Raw genomic sequence first — 20595 nt, 5'->3', positions numbered from 1 at the left:
CGAGAGCCTCCAGGGGGTTAGTTAGGGGGAGTAGTTAGGGGGTTAGCTAGGGCGCTCAGGTGCTGGCCAGACAGTAGCCAACGGCTTGGCAGAGGGTGGCGACTTCTTTGACCTTCATCCCCGTCGGCGCCTCGTAATGGCAGTTCTTCGGCACCAGCGCGGTGTGGAATCCCAATCGGTTGGCCTCCGCCAGTCTTTGGGTGAGTTGCGGGATGCGGCGCACCTCTCCGCCCAGCCCAACCTCACCGAGGGCTACTAACCCCAAGGGGAGCGGGGTGCGTTTCGCGGTGGAGGCCAGAGCCAACCCGGTGGCGAGGTCCGCCGAGGGTTCTAGGATCTTCATTCCGCCGACCGTTGCGGCGTAGACCTCCTTATCGGCCAGTGGCAGCCCGCAGCGTTCCGAGAGGACCGCCAGCACCATTGATACGCGGGATGCATCCATGCCCGTCACGTATCGCTTCGGATTTTTAAACTCGCTGTTCAGCGCCAGCGTTTGCAGCTCGCCCACCATGGCACGGCGACCGTCCATCACCACGGTTACGGCGGTGCCAGTTACAGACTCGGTGCGGTGGTGTAGGAATAGCCCGCTGGGGTCGGCGACCTCCTGGATACCGTGGGCGGTCTGTTCGAAACAGCCAACCTCGTCCGTGGCGCCGAAGCGGTTCTTGATGCCGCGCAGGAAGCGCATGGAGGAGTGTTTGTCGCCCTCGAAGTTCAGCACTACATCCACCAGATGCTCGATCGTTCGCGGACCAGCTACCGTGCCCTCTTTAGTCACGTGCCCCACAGCAATGACGGGTGTGCCGGACATCTTCGCCAGGGTGGTCAGCGTGCTGGTGACCGCGCGGGTTTGAGCCACTCCGCCGGCCACGCCCTCCACTCCGGTGGCCTGCATGGTCTGCAGGGAATCCACGATGATCAGCTCCGGGCATAGCGCATCTACCTGCGCCAATCCGTTTTCCAGATCGTTTTCGCTGGCCAGGTAGAGGTTATCGTGCAACGCGCCTGTGCGTTCGGCACGGTGGCGCACCTGCCCGACGGATTCCTCCGCGGTGAGGATTAGCACCGTACGCCCTTTCTTAGCCCAGGCGGCGGCGACCTCCAGCAAAAGGGTGGATTTGCCCACGCCCGGCTCGCCAGCCAGCAGCACGGCGCTGCCCGGCACGATTCCGCCCCCCAGCACACGGTCTAGCTCTCCGATACCCGTCGGTCGATGCTTGGCGATGGTCGGATCTACCTTGGTGACCGGCTGGGCGCTAGCCCCCGGAACCAGGCTCTTGGCCCCGAGTCCTCCACGGTGCGTGGTCCCACCTGTGTTGCCAGCTACGCCTGCTATCCCCATAGCCCCGAGCGCGCGCGTATCTCGTTCCTCCAGCGACCCCCATTCCCCGCACTGCGGGCAGCGCCCCATCCACTTCGACAGCTGGTAATCGCAGGAAGTGCATACGAAAACTCGGCTTGCTTTGCTCGACTTACTTGCCATGCACACAACAATAAACGCCGCCCCGGACAACCAATGTCCAGCAGCGGCGTTCGTTCGATTTTGCAGCGACCTACTTGTCGGTCAGGTTGCCATCTTCGTCGCGGTGCAGCTTTCCTGCCTCCGGCACGTACGCGTTAACCGGCGCGTTCAGCTCGACCTCTCCAACGTTCAGCTTGAAGGTGACCTTCTTGTGGCCACCGACGTAAACGTCGTCTACACCCTTGACGGACGTAGCGGTGTACTTCAGCTGATCCTGCCCCTTGGTCTTCAGGTCATCCATCGCGAACTCGCCGTCGGCAACCAGGGAACCGCCAGCCGGGATCTCAGCCTCGTCCAGGCCGGAGACCTCCTTGCCATCCACCTTCACGGACTCAACCGTTACGGCCTTGCCCTTCTCGTCCTCGTTGGTCACGGTGAACTTCAGTGCCAGGGAGTTATCCGGGCCTACGACCACGGAAACATCCTGCACATCAGCGTGACCAGCACTGCCACTAGCACCGTTGACGGCGGCAACCTGGCTGGAAGTCTGGGTAATTTGACCTGCGCCACACGCGGACAGTGCGAGTGCGGAACCTGCTGCGACCAGCGCCAGCGCACCACGGGCAAAGGTCGTCTTCAGCGGCTGGGCCTTGAGGGTCTTCACGATGCGTTCCTCCATCTGAGGCATGTCTTAAAAGCAGTTGAATAAAAACGTCTGCAACCAGCCTAGCCTGTAGCCCCCCGCGACACCTAGCCAAGTAGCCCTTTAGTGCTCATTAATGCCCCCTAGTGCGTAGTTGTCGGGGTGATTATGCCCCAAATGCGGGTAGTGCCAGCGTTTGCGGTAGAATTTATCGGGTATTTACGCAGTGCCTGTCACAGCCTTTCGGAAGGACGTTAGAGGAACACTTATGGAGTTCGCAGTCGGAGATACGGTCGTTTACCCGCACCACGGCGCCGCCGTTATCGAGGGTATCGAGCAGCGGGAGTTCAAGGGGGAAACCGTCGACTACCTGGTGTTGCGCATCAACCAAGGTGACCTGTCCGTCCGCGTGCCGGCGGCGAACGCCGAAAAGGTTGGCGTGCGTGACGTGGTGGGCGAGGAGGGCCTGCGCAAGGTCTTCTCCGTGCTGCGCGAAACCGACGTGGAAGAGGCCGGCAACTGGTCCCGCCGTTACAAGGCGAACCAGGAGCGCCTGACCAGTGGCGACGTGAACAAGGTGGCCGAGGTTGTGCGCGACCTGTGGCGCCGCGACCAGGACCGCGGCCTGTCCGCGGGTGAGAAGCGCATGCTGGCCAAGGCGCGCCAGATCCTCGTGGGCGAGCTCGCCTTGGCCGAGGGTGTGGACGACAAGAAGACCGACGCACTGCTGGCCGAGATGCAGGCCACCATCAAGCGCCACCGCGAGGCCGCCGCTGCAGCCCGCGCCGCAGGCGTGGACGAGGATTCCCAGTCCGGTGGCTCCATCGATCTGGACGACGAGCTGGACGGCGAAGACTAAACCGGGCAGGCGCTGTGACAGCGAACGTCTACGCACTCGTCGCCGCCGCCGGTAGCGGCACTCGCCTTGGCTTCGATACCCCGAAGGCTTTCGTCGAGCTCAACGGTCGGTCGTTGCTGGAACGGTCGCTGGATGGCCTGGCGGCGTCCCAAAGTATCGATCAAGCGATCGTGCTGGTCAGCGAGAACATGCGCGACCACGCCGAGCGCATCGTCGGCGATCCCATCAACGTCGCGGAGTGGGCACCCATGACCGTCAGCGTGGAGCTCGGCGGCGGCGAGCGATTCGATTCTGTGTATGCGGGCCTGGTTGCGATCCAACGGCGGCTAAGCGCTGCGGGCGAGGCCACCGAGGGGCGTTTCGTAGCCGTCCACGATGCCGCCCGCTGCCTCACCCCACCCGCCATGATCGCCGAGGTTGTGGACCGCGTGTGCCGTGGCGCCGCAGATGGTTCCTGGTACGGGGCGATCCCGGTGTTGCCGGTGGTAGACACTATTAAAGTTATTGACGCCCCCACCTCCGGCCCGCGCGCAGGGCAGACGGTCGTGGAGCAAACCCCCGATCGCGCTAGCCTGCGGGCAGCGGCCACGCCGCAGGTATTCGACCTGGAAAAGCTGATAGAAGCCAACGAGCAGTACCTGCGAACTACGGAAATCAGTTCCGCGCACGCAGTGGATCGGGTGGGTGCCTCGCCGCTGCCGCTGGTAACAGACGACGCCTCGCTGATGGAGATGGCAGGCTTCCCGGTGGTGGCGGTGGATGCCGATCCGCTGGCGATGAAGATCACCACACCCCAGGATTACCGCGTGGCGCAGATGATCCTGAATGGCAGCGAAGGCTAGAAAGTCCCCAGTAGACAAGTAGAACGCAACCAGAGGCGAGAGGTAGAGAGGCGAGAGGCAGACGGCATGAACACCCCACACATCATTCCCCGCGTAGGTATTGCGACGGATGCTCACCAGGTGCAGCCAGGTAAGGACTGCTGGATGGCTTGCCTCTTGTGGGAGGGCCAGGACGGGTGCGAGGGGCATTCCGACGGCGACGTGGTGGCGCATGCGGTAGTGGATGCGCTGCTCTCTGCCGCAGGACTGGGGGATCTGGGCAGCTTCGTCGGGGTGGGGCGCAAGGAATACGACAACGTTTCCGGCGAGCGCCTACTGCGCGAGTGCCGGGAGCTGCTGGAATCCAAGGGCTTTGTGATCGGCAACGCAGCGGTGCAGATGGTGGGTAACCGCCCGAAGATGGGCACCCGGCGCGAAGAGGCCGAGAAGGTGATGGGCGAGTTGATCGGCGCACCGGTCTCCGTCTCTGCGACGACGACTGATCACATGGGCTTCACCGGCCGTGGCGAGGGTGTGGCGGCCGTGGCGACGGCGGTCGTGTGGCAGGCGCAGAATTAGTTATTGACAATCCTTTTATGTCATCGTAGGTTTGTTCCATCACACAGAATCTCTGCGCACTAAAGGTCTGAAACTTCCTTGTCGAATAGCTACTCATTTTCTTTTAGCTACCCGCGCTCTAATGAAGGGGTCGAGGTCCACTCGCTCGAGGTTCCCACTAGCCCAACGGTCATACTGGGTGTCAACGGTGCCGGTAAGACTACGCTTATGAAGTTGCTGGTCGGTCAGCTAAAGCCGTCTGAAGGCACTGTACCGAAGTTGGGTCGAGCGGTGTACGTCCCGCAGCATTTCGAAAGCATCAATGGTGCGCGCGTTGTTGACTATGTTTCCTACGTCGCCTGGCTTAATGGTGCCGGTTGGACGGAGAGCAAGAGAACCGCGGCCTATTGGATTGAATTCGTGGGTTTGAAGGAACACGCACATAAGCAATGCAGCAAGCTGTCCGGTGGGCAGCAAGCTCGCGTGCAAATAGCTACAGCCCTGAACTCAAACGCGGAGCACATACTGCTGGACGAACCCAGCGCCGCACTCGACCCACTGGCGAAGCGGGATCTGCAAGGGCTCTATCGATCCATTGCGGAAGCGGGCGTTGGCCTTTGGGTTTCTAGTCATCAGCCCTTGGAAGTGGAGAAGCCGTTCGAGCATGTACTCGTGTTGCATAAAGGAAAAGTTGAGTTCCAGGGGCCGTTGAGCGATTTTCTGCGAGTTGGGCGCGGTTCGCTAGAGCAGGGGGAGTCACATCGCTATTCCGACACTGTGAGAAACCTTGCGGAAGCATTTTCCAGGACCGGTGGCCATGTCGAGGATTAATGCGATCAACGTTGCTTTGGTGCTCGCGGCTTCTGTGCTTGGATTGCTGAGCATTACACTCAACGCTAACTCGGTGCCTACGCAGGACAACGCAATTTCCAACAGCTTGGCCATCTACTATTCGCTGGGACCAATCCTGGGCTTTATCGGTGCTAAAGAGATGGCACGCTTCCGTTCCTTTCTCAAGTCCCGCGGCTCTGTGCAGGATGTTTTTAGGGTCTGGCTCAGATCCTTGGCGCTGCCACTATTGCTCGCGGTGGTAGTGGTGCTGGCGTACCTCGCAGTGCAGCTGGCGGATATCGGATACGTAGAGTCCGCACAGTCCCTTGCAACGGGGCTGGTCTTTATTGTTCTTCACGGCGTGGCATGGCTGAGCTTGGGGGCAACTTTAGGGCTGTACCTACCAGCAATTGTGGCGATCGCTGTCGGCGTGCTTCTTCCTTATATCCTGGTCGCTTACCCGGTGTCGCTCTCAAACGTGGCGTGGCGACAAATGTTCGGGCAGCCGTTCAGCTCTTGTTGCCAGGTATCGCAGAGCGTGGACCCGATTCTGTGGAAGGCTTCGGCGCTGGTGCTGGGGGCTATATGCGTTTGCTCGTTGCTGTTGACCGCGGCTTTTCACGGAAACTGGCTTCCGGGGCTGTCCGCGTGGCCACTTCGCGTGGCAGTCATTGCTCTGTTCGGCGCGAGCTGTGGATTAGGCTACGGAATCGCCCAAGATGGAAACTACGATTCCGCGATGCCCCGTCCCCAAGAGCGCATGGTCTGCGACGGAGCAATATGTTACTGGCGCGAAACCCCATCTGAGCAGGTAGATGCTAACCGCAAGGTGTGGGAATCTTTGGGCGTCAATACTTATAGGCTGATCGACGCCGAACCGCAACGGGACGGCGACATCTGGCTCGCCCACTCGGATCAGCAACAGGAAGTAAAGCACGCGCTCCTGGTCGAACTCCTCAGCAACGAAGCTGCGCTTAAGGGGGCACCATCGTGTTGGGGAACTCCGCAGGAACCAGTATCAGTCGCGGAGTCTCTTCCCGATCTTACGGAAGAAGAACTGGAACGAGCGACCCTGACGCCTTCCGGACAATGGCGCGGGGTGCATGGCACGAATGAGGGAGTGGACGTGAAGTTCATCCTGGATCGGGCGAACTCCGAGTGCTGGGAGGGATAGTGTCTGCCCAGCATCGAGCACAAATTTATTGGCGCGGTCATTCCGCGACCTACGCGGTGATACTTCAGGTGTTCGCCCTCGTGGGCGCGGTCCTGTTCGGCACGACCACGATTCCCATTCCCTGGGCTTCGTGGAGTTCGTCCGGAGTCGTTCCGTTTAACTTTGTGTTCTCCATCGCCATCGTTAGCTCCGCGGTGATGTTCTGGGATAACCGGCTTTCCCAGCTGGAAGAATTAACTGGCCGCACGTGGGCGGCCTGCGACTGGCTTTTCCTCGGGCTTTGCCTGGGCGAATGCGGCGTTGTCGCGATCCTGGGCAACCCAGGCATGTTGCAGTACACGCTCATTGCACTGTCGGTGATTTTCGGCGAATGCCTCGTAGCGGACCTGCGAAAGAGCTTCTATGGACTGCTTCTGCTAACTGCCGCCCAGTGCCTGCTTATATCGGTATTGCCTAGTAGATACCTGCCATTGTTCTGGTCGCCCAGGATCGATGTGATTGTGATTGCGCTTCCCATCTGCCTGCTACTTTTCGCGGCAGTGCGGAGCGCCATCAAGAAGGCTGAGCCCCGGTTGGCACAGCTCAGCAGTTAATGCGGTTGCAGATTTCCCCGATGCCGTCGATAGCGATGCGCACCTCGTCGCCATCGGCCAGGTACTGCGGTGGGGTCATGCCGTGGCCGACGCCCTCTGGTGTGCCCGTCACGATGACGTCACCAGGTGCCAACGAGGCGAAATTGCTGATGTAATCCACCAGGTCCTGGGGCTTAAACACCAGGTCGGTAACGCTGTGCTCCTGGCGGAGTTCGCCGTTGACCCAGGTGCGCAAGACGGCTCCGTCTGCAATCGGATCGAAATGCTCGGCCGGCACCATCCATGGGCCGAATCCGCTGGAACGGTCCAGGTTCTTGCCCTGCAGCCACTGCTGGGTGCGGTACTGCCAATCGCGCTGAGAGAAATCATTCATCACGGCGTAGCCCGCGATCTGGCCGGCTTCGCCCATAATGACAGCGAGCTCGCCCTCGTAGTCCGCTTGCGCGGAGAGCTCCGGAGGCACAACGACTTCGTCGAACGGACCCGCCAAGGCGGAGGCGTACTTCACGAACAGGGTGGGGTGGTCCGGGATCGGGTGACCCATCTCCGCGATGTGTTCCCGATAGTTCAGGCCGACACAAAAAATTTTCCCCGGGTTCGGCACGACCGGCCCCAGCTGGTCGGCGGTGAAGGAAACGGAGGGGAGGGAATCCAGCTCCGTGCTGCTGATCTGCGCCTTGTAAGGGAATTCGGCGAGGAGCTTGCCCTCGCCGCCTTCGGCAGAGAAGGAGGTGACTGCAATTGGGCGCCATGCACCCCGGTCATTGAGGCGGATGGTGGCGAATCTCGGGGTGATTTGAGTGCTCATGTGCTCCACGATACTGACACGCAGGGGAAAGAGGCCGGATGCGCATGCCTATACTGTGTGGTGTGACTTTGCGAATTTACGACACTGCCGCCCGCCAGCTCCGCGACTTTGAGCCCATCCGTGAAGGCCATGCCTCGATCTATTTGTGTGGAGCGACCGTGCAGTCGATCCCGCACATCGGGCATGTGCGCAGCGGAGTTGCTTTCGACATCCTGCGTAACTGGCTAGAAGCCAAGGGACTAGACGTCGCTTTCGTAAGGAACGTCACCGACATTGATGACAAGATCCTGACCAAGGCTGCGGAGAATAACCGCCCGTGGTGGGAGTGGGCCGCCACGCACGAGCGCGCGTTTAACTGGGCTTATGACCAGTTGGGCGTCACCCCACCTTCCATCGAGCCCCGCGCCACAGGGCACGTACCGCAGATGATCGAGTACATGCAGCGCATCATCGACAACGGCCACGGCTACGCCGCAGACGGCAATGTTTACGCTCAGCCCGCGACGATCGAAAACTACGGCTTCCTTTCCGGCCAGAAGTTGGACGAGATGGATCAGGGTGAGTCGGCGGGTACCGGCAAGCGCGACCCGCGCGACTTCACCATGTGGAAGGCAGCCAAGCCGGGCGAGCCAGCCTGGGATACCCCGTGGGGCCGTGGTCGCCCGGGCTGGCACATCGAGTGCTCCGCGATGGCGACGACCTACCTGGGCAGTGAGTTCGACATCCACTGCGGTGGCCTGGACCTGCAGTTCCCGCACCACGAGAACGAGGCCGCGCAGGCGACCGCAGCGGGCGATGGGTTCGCGCGCTATTGGATGCACAACGGCTGGGTGACGATGTCCGGCGAGAAGATGTCGAAGTCCCTGGGCAACGTGCTTTCTATCCCGAATGTGCTGAAGCTGGTGCGTCCGGTTGAGCTGCGCTACTACCTGGGCAGCGCGCACTACCGCTCGATGCTGGAGTACTCCGAGGCTGCGCTAGGTGAGGCCGCTGCGGGTTACCGCCGCATCGAGAAGTTCCTGGTGCGCGCTATCGAGTACGTCACCGGTGAGACCGCTGTGGACCCGCAGGCGCTGCCGGTCGGCGAGGTGCCGGCGCAGTTCGCGGAGAAGATGGATGACGACCTGGCCGTGCCGCAGTCGCTGGCCGTGATCCACGACGTGGTTCGTGAGGGCAACAAGCTACTGGACGCAAAGCCCACGGACGAGGCAAAGCAGCAGGTTAAGGAGATCGCCGGACAGGTTCGTGCGATGGCTGCCGTGCTGGGCGTGGATCCGCTGAGCGAGACCTGGCTGGAATCTACCAAGGCTGCTGCCGGTGGTTCCGACGTGGCGATGGGCGCCCTGGACGTGCTGGTGAAGGCCGAGCTGGAGCGCCGCGCCGAAGCTCGTGCGGCCAAGGACTGGGCCACCGCCGACGAGGTGCGCGACCGCCTGGCCGAGGCTGGCATCGAGGTTACGGACACAGCCGATGGCGCGAAGTGGTCGTTGAAGGGGTAGTCCCATAGACGTACTCGTCGGGCTGTAACTCTGATCCTGGAAGCTTGACCTCGTCGTCATATATTTCTTCGGGTACGAAGTATTCTTCGTCTTTCGACCACATGGGGTTCAGGCCTGGCAAGAACCAAATGGTGGCGGCAGAAACGATGGCAATGATGATGCCGCCCAGTGTTGCGTGCTCCGGCGGGATGTACCAAAAACCGGCCACGATCAGGGCGCCGATGGAGCCGATACATAGGGGGAGGAAGAGGTTCAGATTCAACCTGTTTGCGGTTCTGTATTCGACCCAGTCCTCGCTGGGGAAGCGGCCGCGGGCTTGGGAGCGGATTCGGCGCTGCGTTTTCTGAGAACATACGACGCATGCGATGGCGACTAGTGCCAGCCCGACTCCGGCGATAATGAAGTCGCCGACTACTGCGCCGTATGCCATCACGCCGATCGATACGGTTAGGGCAAAGCGTTCGGTCGCGGAAAGCGGAATTGCCTGGTGGGGGTCTACTTCAGGGTAGAGGTTGGCCAGAGGGGACGGGGTGTATGCGGTCATCCTTCGTGTCCTTTCTCGGGGGTGAGAGGTGGGGGTGGGGGACGAAACTAAACACAAGATGCTTTCGTCTCTTAGGCTGACTCATGATACTTTCAGTTAAGTTGAGCCTTACCTAATTAAGGTAACACTATCCTACGTTAGTGGTAAATCCTGGGTAGAAGGTAAGGCTGCGTAAGTCTTTTGATGTTTCAGTTCTGAGTAGGATCAGCATGCACCTTTCACTGTTTGGATCACGTCGAGGCTCCTCGCGACGGTTGTTCGTCCGCGCATCCACGGCTGTGGCCGCCACCTCCGTACTTGCCTTCGCTCCCGTAGCATTTACCACGGTCGCTACTCCCGTTGCCTCAGCGGCGGGAACCTGTGGATTCAATTGGGGTATCAAGCAGAGCTACCGTGCCTATATCCAAGGCCCTGTCGCTAAAGGCGGATGGGGTGGCGACGGTATCGGCTTTAATGGCGATAAGACCGGCCCGAATGGCACCTTCCAGTTCAGTCCCCAAAAGCCCCAGGTAAACGGCGATACGGTGACCGTTCCGCTAAACGGAGTTCTCCGTTTCAACGGTCACAACTATGGCGGCGATGACCTGCTAGATATGACGCTCTCCGATTGGAAGGTGCGCGCAAAAGGAAAAACCGCCGAGATCCTGGTGGACTATGTCTCCTATGAGTCGGACATGGTCGATAAGAGCAAACGGGGAGCCAAAATCACTGGTGACGATGAAGTCATCGCCAAGGTGAACCTGTCTACCCCGGTGAACCCCGGCTCAGGGAGCGTAAACCTTTCTGGTTCTACGACGCTTACTCAAGGTGGCAGTCGGCTGTTTCTCGCTTACAAGGCGGGAACCTCGATGGATCCAACCAGTGGCTCAGTTGCTTTGGACGGCAGCTGTGGATCAGATTCGGGCAGTGGCTCGGGATCGGGCGAAAAGCGCACGCTGACCACGATCGATGGCAACTTCACCGGCTTTAACAAGGAAGCTATGGGAATTCTGTCTGAGACGAACGACACGATGAACGCCCTGACCACTTTCATGGGTAACTCCCAAGCCTTCTTGGACGAGTATGAATCTTTCGTCAATCGCGGGCGCGGTAAGAACGGATCTTCTAGCGGAAGCGACTCCGGAACTAGCTCCACCTCCGGAACGAGCTCCAACTCCAACTCCGGTTCTGGTGGTGGATCGGCCTCTGGTGGAACATCGCTTGGATCCGGAAACAGTGGTGCGCGAAACGGCGGAACAGGCGGCGGGTCGGCCTCCAGCGGAGGCGGAACAACCCGTGGCGGTGTCGCAGCAGGCGGAGCAGCTGGTGGCGGTGGAGATCTGCACTGCGCGTCGGTCAAGGCAGTCGAAAGCGCCAAGGCATCGTGGGCTCTGAAAGAATCCTTCCAGTCGTACATCACCGGCTCTATCGCTAAGGGCAAGTGGGATTTGAGCGGGGTCGGATACAGCGGTGGCAAGTATCAGTTCACCGGCAACGGTGGCAACGTCGATACATCTTCGCAGCAGGGAACGATTTCCTATGGTGGCGCGATGCAATTCACCGGTCACAACGGAATTCTCGACCTGAACATTGCGAATCCGGAGATCCAGTTCAACGGTGGAACAGGAAGGCTTGTTGCCGATGTTCGTTCTTCAAACATGGAAGGGGAGAAGCGAGACTTCGGGCGCACAGTGCTGGGAGACCTGAGCTTTAGTTCCCTTGATATCTCGGATAACTCAGTAAGCGGAGAGGCGAGTGTATCGCTGACCCAGGATGGCTCTGTGGCTTTCGCCGAATTTTACGATCCGGGAACTCAACTAGCGCCCATATCTTTCAGCGCCCAGCTAGGTGGCCAGGGTGACTGCGACGCAGTGGGCGGTACGACAGCATCTGGATCGAGTGCGGGTGGATCGGGCGGTGGTTCTTCTGCTGCGCACAATGCTGCCGCCGCGAAGCTCGCCGGCAATAAGGACGGTTCCGGCAATGGCGTCGACGGCGATTCTTCATCGGCGGGGTACGAAAACGGATCGAGCAAATTCAAGGTTAAGCCTGCTGCGGCTGAGGGTCAGGATGAGAACCCGGCTACTTACCTTCTCGGATTGATCGTAGGAGTCATCGTCGCAGGTGGAAGCATCGGTCGACTGGTTGTAAGTAATCCGTCTTAATCCGCCTACTAGGTGGCAAGACACTGCTCAGTTAGAAAGCACGTTTTAATGTCCATTGTTCTTAATCGAACTGTGCGGTTAGCGTTCCGCACCTGTGTGTTGTTTATCTGCACGGCTAGCATCGCTGCGTGTGGCGTTAAGGGCGCCTATGAATCCGAAGCTGATGCTGCTCTGCGAAACGACATCAAGAATGCTGCTGATCTGCAGGATCCTCGTAGCTTTGAGGGCGTTTCGGAGGTCAAGGACTTCACGGATGTGGAGCCTGTGACCAAGCATCCATCCCCGAAGCTGCCGGTGGAGCTGACCGACGCAGACGGCCACGATGTCAAGGTTAATAAGCTCGATCGGATTCTGGCTCTTGACCTGTACGGTACTTACACTAAAACCCTTACTGGCCTGGGTCTTGCCGATCGGATTGTAGGCCGCACGGTCTCTTCTACTGAAAACATCTTGGCCGACAGGCCAGTGGTCACTCAAGGTGGGCACAACATCAACGTGGAAGCCGTGTTGTCGTTGGAGCCGGATATCGTCATCGTGGACCACTCCATCGGGCCACGGGACGCTATCGATCAGATTCGTCAGGCGGGCGTGACCACTGTGGTCATGGAACCGACCCGCACGATCGATTCGGTAGCCGAGGACATCACCACGCTCGGTGCTGTCGTGGGCCTCCCGGAGGATGCGGAAAAGCTTGCGGATCGCACAGTCGAGGAAATAAATCTGGATAAAGAGACCATCAAGAAGATGGTGCCCTCTACACCGATGCGGGTGGCATTCCTTTATGCCCGTGGAAATGGTGGAGTGTTCTTCATCATGGGCGAAGGGACCGGAGCAAAAGACCTGATCGAGGGCGTTGGTGCGGTTGACGTGGGGACGGAGAACAACCTTTCCTACATCGAACCAGCCAATGCGGAGTCGCTAGCTAGGTTAAACCCAGATGCGTTCATCATGATGACCGGCGGGTTGGAATCCACCGGAGGGATCGAAGGCCTGCTCAAACGCCCCGGCATAGCTCAAACCACGGCAGGACAGAAGCGGCGCGTAATCACGATTCCAGATGGTCAATCGTTGGCGTTCGGCCCTATGACTGGGCAAACACTTTTGCGGACAGCGAAGGCGTTATATGACCCACACGGTTAATACGAACGAGTTTCTCCGGGCGCGAACGCGCCGATGGGTAGGGATTTTCGGTGCACTGGTGGTGCTAATGCTTGTTGCTGCGGTGCTATCGATCGTGCTTGGACAGTACTACGTGCCACTGCAGGATTTAGGTTCAATCTTGCTGGGGAAAGACCATCATTCAGGTCTGGCCTCCAGCGTAGTGTGGGATATTCGCTTGCCGCGCATCCTGCTGGGGTTCCTAGTCGGCGCATGTTTGGGTGTGGCTGGAACATTGATGCAGGCGGTGTTTGCCAACCCTCTGGCCGAGCCATCGATTATTGGCGTGACCTCGGGCGCCGGGGTTGGTGCGGCGTTGGCAATCGTCTTTAACCTTGCTTTCTTCGGCACGTTCACCGTTCCGTTCTTCGCCTTTCTTTCCGCATTGGTTGCCGCTGGCCTGATTTACCAGCTAGCACGAAGTCAAGGCCGAGTTGTGGTTATCAATCTGGTTCTCACAGGTATCGCGGTCAATGCCGTGTGTGGAGCAATTATCTCCTTCATGGTCTATTTGGCTCCGACCGCCAGTCGGGAAGAGATCATCTTTTGGCAGATGGGATCCCTAAATGGTGCCCAGTGGAAGCACGTTTGGGCGGTTTTGCCGATCACGATGGTTGGAATTGCCGTAGCCCTACGGATGGGTGGGGCACTAGACGTGCTTGCTTTGGGTGAGAAAGCCGCTGGTCACACAGGGATCAATGTAAGTCAATTGAGAGCGATTGTGATCATCGCTGCGACCGTACTCACTGCAGGTGCAGTTGCCTTTGCTGGGCTCATCGGCTTCGTAGGGCTGATTATCCCGCACCTGTTGCGAACGGTCATGGGGCCGGAGAATTATCTCCTCATCCCTGCTTCTGCGCTTGGCGGGGCGGTCTTGATTGGTCTGGCTGATGTGGCTGCCCGCACGTTGATTGAATTCGCAGATTTGCCGATTGGCATCTTCACTGCCCTTGTCGGCGGCCCGACTTTCTTCGTTCTGCTGCGCCGAATGATGCGAAAGGGGATTCATGCATGAGTGCTCACGGTAGCGATGCGACTACTAACAGTATGGCTATCGGCGATAAGGCCATTGAGGTATCTGGCCTTACCGTCGACGTTGGCGCCAAGCGGTTGCTCAGTGACATTAGTTTTGTCGCTCGTGCCGGCGAGGTCACAGGGCTCATTGGGCCGAATGGTGCTGGTAAGTCGACGCTGCTCGCCGCGCTGTCTGGGGATATTAAACCTACTGAGGGTGTGGTTTCCGTCGCCGGATTAGACCCCTCTCGGGCCGATGCAAGGGCAATGGCGCAGCGCCGTGCGGTGTTGCTTCAGGATGTCCAAGTCGCGTTTGAGTTTCTTGTTCGAGATGTTGTGGCGATGGGACGGCGACCGTGGCGAGGGACAGTCGATAGCAGTGTGGATGAGCTCATTGTTGACGCTGCTCTGGACGCCACCGGTTCCACTGCGTTGGCAGTTCGTGACATCGTCACTCTTTCCGGTGGCGAACGTGCTCGGGTTGCGTTGTCCCGAGTTTTGGCCCAGCAAACACCGGTGGTGTTGTTAGACGAGCCGACCGCGGCGATGGATATCCGTCATCAGGAACAAGTCTTGAGCTTGATGCAGCAGATCGCTCACAGAGTTGGAACTGCGGTGGTGATTGTGTTGCATGACCTCGACGCAGCTGCGGCGTATTGCGATCACATCGTCTGTCTATCGAATGGGCGAATTGCCGCCGCTGGATCGGTTGATTCGGTCTATACCGACGAGATTCTCTCCAGCGTTTATGACTGGCCCATCGAAGTTGTCCGCAGTGCGGATAATGACGTCTCTGTTCGTCCGCGGCGGAGGGATCCGCCAGCTGCAGTAGCTCGACTGCTTTCTGCATATCAATCCATTCCATTCACTAGGGCTAAGTCCCTAGGATCCATTCATCAGGAGTAATTCTCATGTCTATTAAGTCAACTCGAAATGCCATGCTTGGCACTGTGATGTCCTTCGCCCTGGGCACTGCTGCACTTTCCGTACCCGTTGCATCGGCACAGGAGGGCGCATCTCAGGCTAAACCTGAATGCAAAACTGTTATCACTGGCGGTACCTTCAACTGGGGATTGAAGGAGAGCTTCCGCAGCTACATCCTGGGGAGAATCGCTCAGGGAAGCTGGGAAACGAAGGGTGAGGTTAAGGAATCTGATCCTGCCAACAAGAAATCCAAGGACTTCCAATTCCAATTCCAGGTAGACCCAAGTGTATCTAGCATTGAGGTCGATTCCGAGGGCAACGTAACCAAGGCAGAGATCGGCACCAAGCCGTCCGATGTCGTTTTTGAAGGCCATCATGGTGCTTTGTACTCGAACTTCAAGTCCCCTTACATCACGGCCGAGGGGGCTAGTATTCAGGGCGGCGCTAGCTATGAGGGATACTACGTGCCTGGCAAGCACATGACTGAGTATACGCCTGAGGACCGTATCGAAGAGAACAAGGTTTCCGGCAGGGACGTGTTCTCGAAGGGGCACGGAAACTGGAAGGTTGACGGGGACACTGTCACGCTTGATGCAAGCAGCATGACCTACGTTCCTAAGCCAGGAACGGATGGGGACAAGAACATTGTGGAGGGTGTAGACGTCCTATTCATGGGCATTTACTCGGCGGACTACAAGCCAGAGCTGGATGACATCAATGTTTCTCTGACCACCGAGAAGAAATGTGCAACGCCAGGGGAGCCGAATCCGGATGATGAAGGTGGTTCTGGCCCGGACAACCCGAGCAACCCAGACAACCCGGACAACTCCAACAACCCGGACAACCCAGACAACCCGGACAACCCGAGCAACCCAGACAACCCGGATGACCAGGGGCAAGGCCAAGGTTCGCTGGGCAAGTTCGGAAAGGTGTGGAACTACATTCTTGGCACGGTCGGAATCCTAGGCATGCTGGCGATCATTGGCCACGCGATCAACGTGTCTGGCGCTCTCGATGGCATTCACAAGAAGATTGATGAATTCCTACGCCACCACAACTTGCGCTAATAACGAGTTCCCTTTTCTCGTTCAGCGACAAATTCCAGATTCCACGCGGATCTTGAAACTCTTTCGAAAGGAATAACGTGATGGCTTCGACCTCCACACTTTCAAACACAAGCTTTAACACAGCCGAGCCGATCTCTCAGGCACTGCGCAATGCCACTGCGGAGGCGCACGGGCGCGCAGAAGGATCCGAGTTCATGAGCACCCTTTTCAAAGGCGAGCTTGACGCTCAAGCGGTGTATGCGCTTTCGGGACAACTCTGGTTTGTCTACAGCGCTCTAGAGAACGCTGTAGAAAGAGTCTCCGGCACTCCCATCGGGTCGGTTATTGCCGATCCGCGCCTGCAACGTTGCGCTGCGTTGGAACACGATCTGACGTATTGCCTCGGCTCCGATTGGCGCGAACAACTTGAACTACTGCCCGCCACCCGGCGGTATGTAGATCGCCTCGACTCTTTCGGAGAACAAGACGTTGTACGAGTGATCGCTCATCACTATGTCCGCTACCTCGGGGATATTTCCGGCGGTCAGGTCATCGCTGTACGTGTAGCAGACCTCTACAATGTCGCTCCTGAGGCATTGAAGTTCTATGACTTCTCCGCTATTGGCAAGATCCCTCCGTACCGAACCAGCTACCGTCAGCGCCTCGATAGCCTGCCACTCACAGCACAGCAGCGTTCCGAATTGATTGAGGAAGCCATCGATGCTTTTGGTATGAATTTTTCCCTGTTCACAGATCTTTACGGAGTCTGCGCGTGAATACACCATTCTTGTCCAAGTCCAATTCCCGCCACTTCGTTGCCAGCGCCCTGGTCAGTTCCGTCGCGTTAAGCGGCATGGCGGTTCCTGTAGCACAGGCAGAGGAAGTGTCCGCCCCAGTGTTAGGAGCCGGTGCTTTTGCCTGGCCGATCAAAACCTCTTTCCTTAAGCATGTGCAGGGGCCGATCGCCAGGGGAACCGTCATCGGCGATGGAGGCGCGGAGTTTAAGGGAAACCAGTTTGTGTTCCCAGTAAATACCCAAGAAACAAAGCTGGACCCGCAGGGGAATGGCACGATTGCCCTGGACGGCAGCGCACATGTGACCGCATACAAAGGTCTTGGTAAGAACGGCGGGCCAGCTTTGGATGTCTCTTACTTCGACTTGAAGTTGAATGTCACAGGTCAGGCGGTATCGCTTATTGGGGACTACTCCCTTTCCGGTAACACGGCGAACGATCCTACACAGCTAGACAAGCGCGGCGACGATGAAGTAATCGTGACCTTCACCCTGGAAGCCCCGATTGATCCGGGTAAGGATCTCGTTGCCCAGAACCGTCCCACAACGGCCGGTATCGGATTGCAGAGATCTCTACTCCGCTACAACGAGGGCGAGCAGCTGGAGGGCGCGGACGTTGACCTGCTGCTGGACTATGACGATGGCAAGCAGATAGAAGATGTAACCCCGCAGGAACTGCAGGGAAGTGCAAGCGGATTCTCCGGTTCTTCTAGCGGCAGTTCCAAAAACTCGTCCCTTGGCATCGCGGCCGGTGTGATCGCCGCCATTGTGGCAGTGATTGGGGTAGGGGCACTGGCCTTCGGGCCCGTGGATTGGCGAGGAGTTTTGAAGAACTTCGGCATCACTGCCTAGAAGGAAAGCATCGTACCACCCCATCTGCGAAGAACTATTGCTCGTTTCAGCTGCTGCCGGCAAGATTGGTAATGGAAGCAACAAATTCACAGCAGGTGGGGTGCTTTGCTGTCCACGTTCTCGTGAGCCTGGTTCCAGTTTTGCGTGCCGGGAAGTAACATACACAAACGCACGTAGTCGACCAGGTAAGAGGGGCAATCACAGTGGCGGGCAACACCCAGCGCAGCGGAGGCGTGCGCAAGAAGAACAAAAAGGGCGCAACTAAGGGCTCCGGTGGCCAGGGGCGCCGCAGCCTGCGGGGCAAGGGGGCCACGCCGAAGGCGGAGGATCGCGTCTACCACGCCGCATACAAGCGCAAGCAGGCCGCCAAGCGCCGGGCATCCGGCGCGCACGACCGCTTCGCGAAGGACGACAACCAGGTGGAGCTGGTGGTCGGCCGCAATCCGGTGATCGAGTGCCTGCACGCCAAGGTTCCCGCCACCGCGCTGTACGTCGCGGAGGGCACCAAGAACGACGAGCGCCTGGCCGAAGCCGTCCACACCTGTGCCGATCGTGGTATTTCCGTGCTGGAGGTTTCCCGCGCAGAGCTGGACCGCATGACCGGCAACGGCATGCACCAGGGCATTGGCCTGCAGATCCCGCCCTACCAGTACACGCAGGTAGAGGACCTGATCGAGCGGGCCGCCTCTGCGCCTCAGCCCGGCTTGGTCGTTGCGCTGGATAACATCACCGACCCGCGTAACCTCGGTGCAGTCATCCGCTCCGTCGCTGCGTTCGGCGGCCACGGCGTGATCATCCCGGAGCGCCGCAGCGCCTCCGTCACCGCCGTTGCTTGGCGCACCTCCGCGGGCACGGCCGCGCGCCTGCCGGTAGCGAAGGCCACCAACATGGTGCGCTCCCTGAAGCAGTTCCAGCAGGCCGGCTACCAGGTCGTGGGGCTGGACGCTGGCGGTGACCACACCCTCGATACCTATGACGGCACCACCCCGACTGTCATCGTCGTTGGGTCGGAAGGCAAGGGGCTGTCCCGCCTGGTTTCGGAGACGTGCGACACGATCATGTCGATCCCCATGGCCAAGTGGGTTGAGTCCCTCAATGCGTCGGTCGCCGCGGGTGTGGTGCTCAGCGAGTTTGCCCGCCAGCGTCGCGCTGCTAAGTGACGCCCTTTCGTCCCAGCCGTAGCCGGCTCCAGCGTTAGTCGAGCGTTTCCTCCTGCTTGTCCCACTGAACTTGTGCCCAGGCTTCTCTCAGCTCGGGCTGTGGGTCGTAGATGGTTTGCTCGCCGGTGGGGAAGTGGGCGTCGAAAACCTGCGTGGCGAAGCCCAGCGAATAGGGATCGAAACCTGGGTCGTGAGAGTGCACGAACTGCCTCCACCGCGACTGCATGGCGACGGAGGTGGCGCGCATCTCGTCGCGGCCGCCAAGCAGTATTGCAATGCGCCCCTTGTCCTGATCGTAGCGCTGGAAGAGGATCGGCAGATCTAGGGCGTGTACCGCGCCCATGCCGGTGTATCGCAGGAACGGGGTGGTGGTGTCCAGGCGGTAGACCCACGCGCGGTGGCTCGGGTGGTGTTGCGCCAAGTACCAGGAGGGGCCGGTGAACAGCGCATCGCCAAAGAAGCGGCCCTTCAGCTTGCGGGACTTCGGTCCGCCGTAGTGCCGTTCCAGAATGTCGGTGGCGTGTGCGGCGGAGCCAGAGATCGCGTGTGCGAAGGTGCGACTGCGCTCGTATTGGATGGAGCTGGACTTTGGCTCTAGGTGCATCATGTCGTATTCGTTGCGGTTAGAGCCGATGAGCAGCGGAACGTCCATCATCGCGCCGGGGGTCAGCGGGTGTTGGGGTAGCAGATCGCCGTCGATCACCGGCGCAAACGGGCCTGCCTTGGAGATCGGGTTGTCCGCGTGGAAGCGCACCATCTCGTCCGAGAGGCGGCCCAGGATTGCGTGCTCGGCGGTCAGTAGGTCTGCGGTGGCGGCCTGCAGCTCCTCGTCGCTGAGCTCCGGCGGTGCCTGGCGAACCGGGGCGCGCTGGTCCAGAGGCAGGGATTCCTCCGCCCGCATGCGGTGCAGCCAGCGGGCGGCGAAGTCCGTCCAATACTTCGCGTTGGCGCGGGTGTGGGCGATCATCGGGGCGGGGGACTGCGCGATGGCGGCGCTGAACAGCCCCTTCGCTGAGGGAGTGGCCAGCAGGGAGGTGACCATGGAGCCGCCGCTGGATTCGCCCATGATGGTCACGCGGTCAGGGTCGCCGCCGAAAACGCGGGCGTTGTCGTGAATCCAGCGCAGAGCTGTCAGCAGGTCGGAGTGGCCCGCGTTGGTATCCATGTCGTCGGGAGTGTGCGTGCCCTCGCCCAGGGCCAACTGGCCGAAGATACCCACGCGGTAGTTCACGGCCACATACACACAATCGATGGCCTGGGTGAAGTACTCGCCGGACAGCAGGGGCTTGTTCGCCGAGCCGTGGATGTTCGATCCGCCGTGGAAGTAGACCACGACTGGGCGGTTGGCCTCCGGGTCGATGGCTGGCGCATCGGTGCCAGGGGAGTGCGCGGGACGGGGAACCACCACATTGAGCCAGAGGCAGTCCTCCGTGCCCTCCCAGTTGCCTGCGGACTTGCGCGCAGGGCGGTACTGGGAACATGCGTCGCCGGAAGTGGCAGCGTTAAAAACGCCCTCCCACGGTGCAATGGGCTCAGCCCGGCGGAAGCGACGGTCGCCGATGGGCTTTTCGGCGTAGGGGATTCCGCGGAAGGCGGTGACGCCGTTCTCCGCGTGCCCTTTAACCAGGCCGGTGGTGGTGCGGACGATCCAGGGGTTGGAGGGTTGTGAATTAGATGCCGTCTCGTTAGTCACAAGTGCTACTCTAACGAGC

At 59.6% G+C, this 20595-nt stretch carries 20 protein-coding genes; 15 read left to right on the top strand and 5 right to left on the bottom strand.

Going from position 1 to position 20595, the window contains the following annotated elements; translation table 11 throughout:
* Positions 1-55: 55 nt before the first annotated feature.
* A complete protein-coding gene (gene radA, locus ACKFRT_RS06985; protein WP_408924786.1) occupies positions 56-1483 on the bottom strand; it encodes a DNA repair protein RadA in 1428 nt (475 codons plus the stop codon).
* A 70-nt stretch (positions 1484-1553) separates the two neighbouring features.
* Complete coding sequence (locus ACKFRT_RS06980) at positions 1554-2126, bottom strand: hypothetical protein (RefSeq protein ID WP_296212190.1); 573 nt, start codon at positions 2124-2126, stop codon at positions 1554-1556.
* 247 nt (positions 2127-2373) lie between these two features.
* Here ACKFRT_RS06980 and ACKFRT_RS06975 point away from each other — a divergent pair, with 247 nt between their 5' ends.
* From ACKFRT_RS06975 to ACKFRT_RS06950, 6 genes are all read left to right on the top strand, one after another.
* Positions 2374-2964 carry a CarD family transcriptional regulator gene (locus tag ACKFRT_RS06975; protein ID WP_408924785.1) on the top strand — a complete coding sequence of 197 codons (591 nt, stop codon included), beginning with the start codon at positions 2374-2376 and terminating at the stop codon, positions 2962-2964.
* Positions 2965-2978: 14 nt separating this feature from the next.
* Positions 2979-3806, top strand: coding sequence for a 2-C-methyl-D-erythritol 4-phosphate cytidylyltransferase (locus ACKFRT_RS06970; RefSeq protein WP_408924784.1), 828 nt, complete (start codon positions 2979-2981; stop codon positions 3804-3806).
* 66 nt (positions 3807-3872) lie between these two features.
* Entirely contained in the window at positions 3873-4364 is a 492-nt protein-coding gene (gene ispF, locus ACKFRT_RS06965; protein ID WP_034965389.1) for a 2-C-methyl-D-erythritol 2,4-cyclodiphosphate synthase, read from the top strand.
* Between the two features lie 78 nt (positions 4365-4442).
* On the top strand, positions 4443-5174 hold the full coding sequence (locus ACKFRT_RS06960) for an ATP-binding cassette domain-containing protein (protein ID WP_408924783.1): 732 nt from the start codon (positions 4443-4445) through the stop codon (positions 5172-5174).
* Entirely contained in the window at positions 5161-6348 is a 1188-nt protein-coding gene (locus tag ACKFRT_RS06955) for an ABC transporter permease (protein WP_408924782.1), read from the top strand. The genes ACKFRT_RS06960 and ACKFRT_RS06955 overlap by 14 nt, the downstream gene beginning before the upstream one ends.
* Positions 6348-6941: a hypothetical protein gene (locus ACKFRT_RS06950; protein WP_408924781.1), complete on the top strand. Its 594-nt coding sequence runs from the start codon at positions 6348-6350 to the stop codon at positions 6939-6941. The genes ACKFRT_RS06955 and ACKFRT_RS06950 overlap by 1 nt, the downstream gene beginning before the upstream one ends.
* Here ACKFRT_RS06950 and ACKFRT_RS06945 read toward each other — a convergent pair.
* Positions 6931-7749 carry a fumarylacetoacetate hydrolase family protein gene (locus ACKFRT_RS06945; RefSeq protein ID WP_408924780.1) on the bottom strand — a complete coding sequence of 273 codons (819 nt, stop codon included), beginning with the start codon at positions 7747-7749 and terminating at the stop codon, positions 6931-6933. The two genes, ACKFRT_RS06950 and ACKFRT_RS06945, sit on opposite strands and share 11 nt — an antisense overlap.
* Positions 7750-7811: 62 nt before the next feature.
* On the opposite strand from ACKFRT_RS06945, the gene cysS reads away from it, so the two are divergent.
* Positions 7812-9248: a cysteine--tRNA ligase gene (gene cysS, locus ACKFRT_RS06940; protein WP_408924779.1), complete on the top strand. Its 1437-nt coding sequence runs from the start codon at positions 7812-7814 to the stop codon at positions 9246-9248.
* Here cysS and ACKFRT_RS06935 read toward each other — a convergent pair.
* Positions 9205-9792, bottom strand: a complete 588-nt coding sequence (locus ACKFRT_RS06935) for a hypothetical protein (RefSeq protein ID WP_408924778.1) — start codon at positions 9790-9792, stop codon at positions 9205-9207. The two genes, cysS and ACKFRT_RS06935, sit on opposite strands and share 44 nt — an antisense overlap.
* 209 nt (positions 9793-10001) lie before the next feature.
* On the opposite strand from ACKFRT_RS06935, the gene ACKFRT_RS06930 reads away from it, so the two are divergent.
* From ACKFRT_RS06930 to rlmB, 8 genes are all read left to right on the top strand, one after another.
* Positions 10002-11936 (top strand): HtaA domain-containing protein, encoded by a 1935-nt coding sequence (locus ACKFRT_RS06930; RefSeq protein ID WP_408924777.1) that lies wholly within the window; start codon positions 10002-10004, stop codon positions 11934-11936.
* A 48-nt stretch (positions 11937-11984) separates the two neighbouring features.
* Positions 11985-13076: a hemin ABC transporter substrate-binding protein gene (locus ACKFRT_RS06925; protein WP_011273028.1), complete on the top strand. Its 1092-nt coding sequence runs from the start codon at positions 11985-11987 to the stop codon at positions 13074-13076.
* Positions 13060-14109 (top strand): iron ABC transporter permease, encoded by a 1050-nt coding sequence (locus ACKFRT_RS06920; protein WP_011273029.1) that lies wholly within the window; start codon positions 13060-13062, stop codon positions 14107-14109. Before ACKFRT_RS06925 ends, ACKFRT_RS06920 begins: the two co-directional genes overlap by 17 nt.
* Positions 14106-15014, top strand: a complete 909-nt coding sequence (locus ACKFRT_RS06915; protein ID WP_011273030.1) for a heme ABC transporter ATP-binding protein — start codon at positions 14106-14108, stop codon at positions 15012-15014. Before ACKFRT_RS06920 ends, ACKFRT_RS06915 begins: the two co-directional genes overlap by 4 nt.
* A 5-nt stretch (positions 15015-15019) precedes the next feature.
* Positions 15020-16099, top strand: coding sequence for an HtaA domain-containing protein (locus tag ACKFRT_RS06910; protein WP_051901674.1), 1080 nt, complete (start codon positions 15020-15022; stop codon positions 16097-16099).
* A gap of 80 nt (positions 16100-16179) precedes the next feature.
* Positions 16180-16854: a heme oxygenase (biliverdin-producing) gene (locus ACKFRT_RS06905; RefSeq protein WP_011273032.1), complete on the top strand. Its 675-nt coding sequence runs from the start codon at positions 16180-16182 to the stop codon at positions 16852-16854.
* Positions 16851-17723, top strand: coding sequence for an HtaA domain-containing protein (locus ACKFRT_RS06900; protein WP_049050120.1), 873 nt, complete (start codon positions 16851-16853; stop codon positions 17721-17723). The genes ACKFRT_RS06905 and ACKFRT_RS06900 overlap by 4 nt, the downstream gene beginning before the upstream one ends.
* Positions 17724-17926: 203 nt before the next feature.
* Positions 17927-18883: a 23S rRNA (guanosine(2251)-2'-O)-methyltransferase RlmB gene (gene rlmB, locus ACKFRT_RS06895; protein ID WP_035004662.1), complete on the top strand. Its 957-nt coding sequence runs from the start codon at positions 17927-17929 to the stop codon at positions 18881-18883.
* Between the two features lie 34 nt (positions 18884-18917).
* On the opposite strand, the gene ACKFRT_RS06890 is transcribed toward rlmB, so the two are convergent.
* Positions 18918-20576 carry a carboxylesterase/lipase family protein gene (locus tag ACKFRT_RS06890; RefSeq protein WP_296212162.1) on the bottom strand — a complete coding sequence of 553 codons (1659 nt, stop codon included), beginning with the start codon at positions 20574-20576 and terminating at the stop codon, positions 18918-18920.
* Positions 20577-20595 lie beyond the last annotated feature (19 nt).

The sequence above is a fragment of the Corynebacterium jamesii genome (assembly GCF_046097395.1).
In the GTDB taxonomy this organism is placed as follows: domain Bacteria; phylum Actinomycetota; class Actinomycetes; order Mycobacteriales; family Mycobacteriaceae; genus Corynebacterium.
Note: the sequence above shows the minus strand (reverse complement) of the source record. Positions and strands in the feature narration are given on the sequence as shown.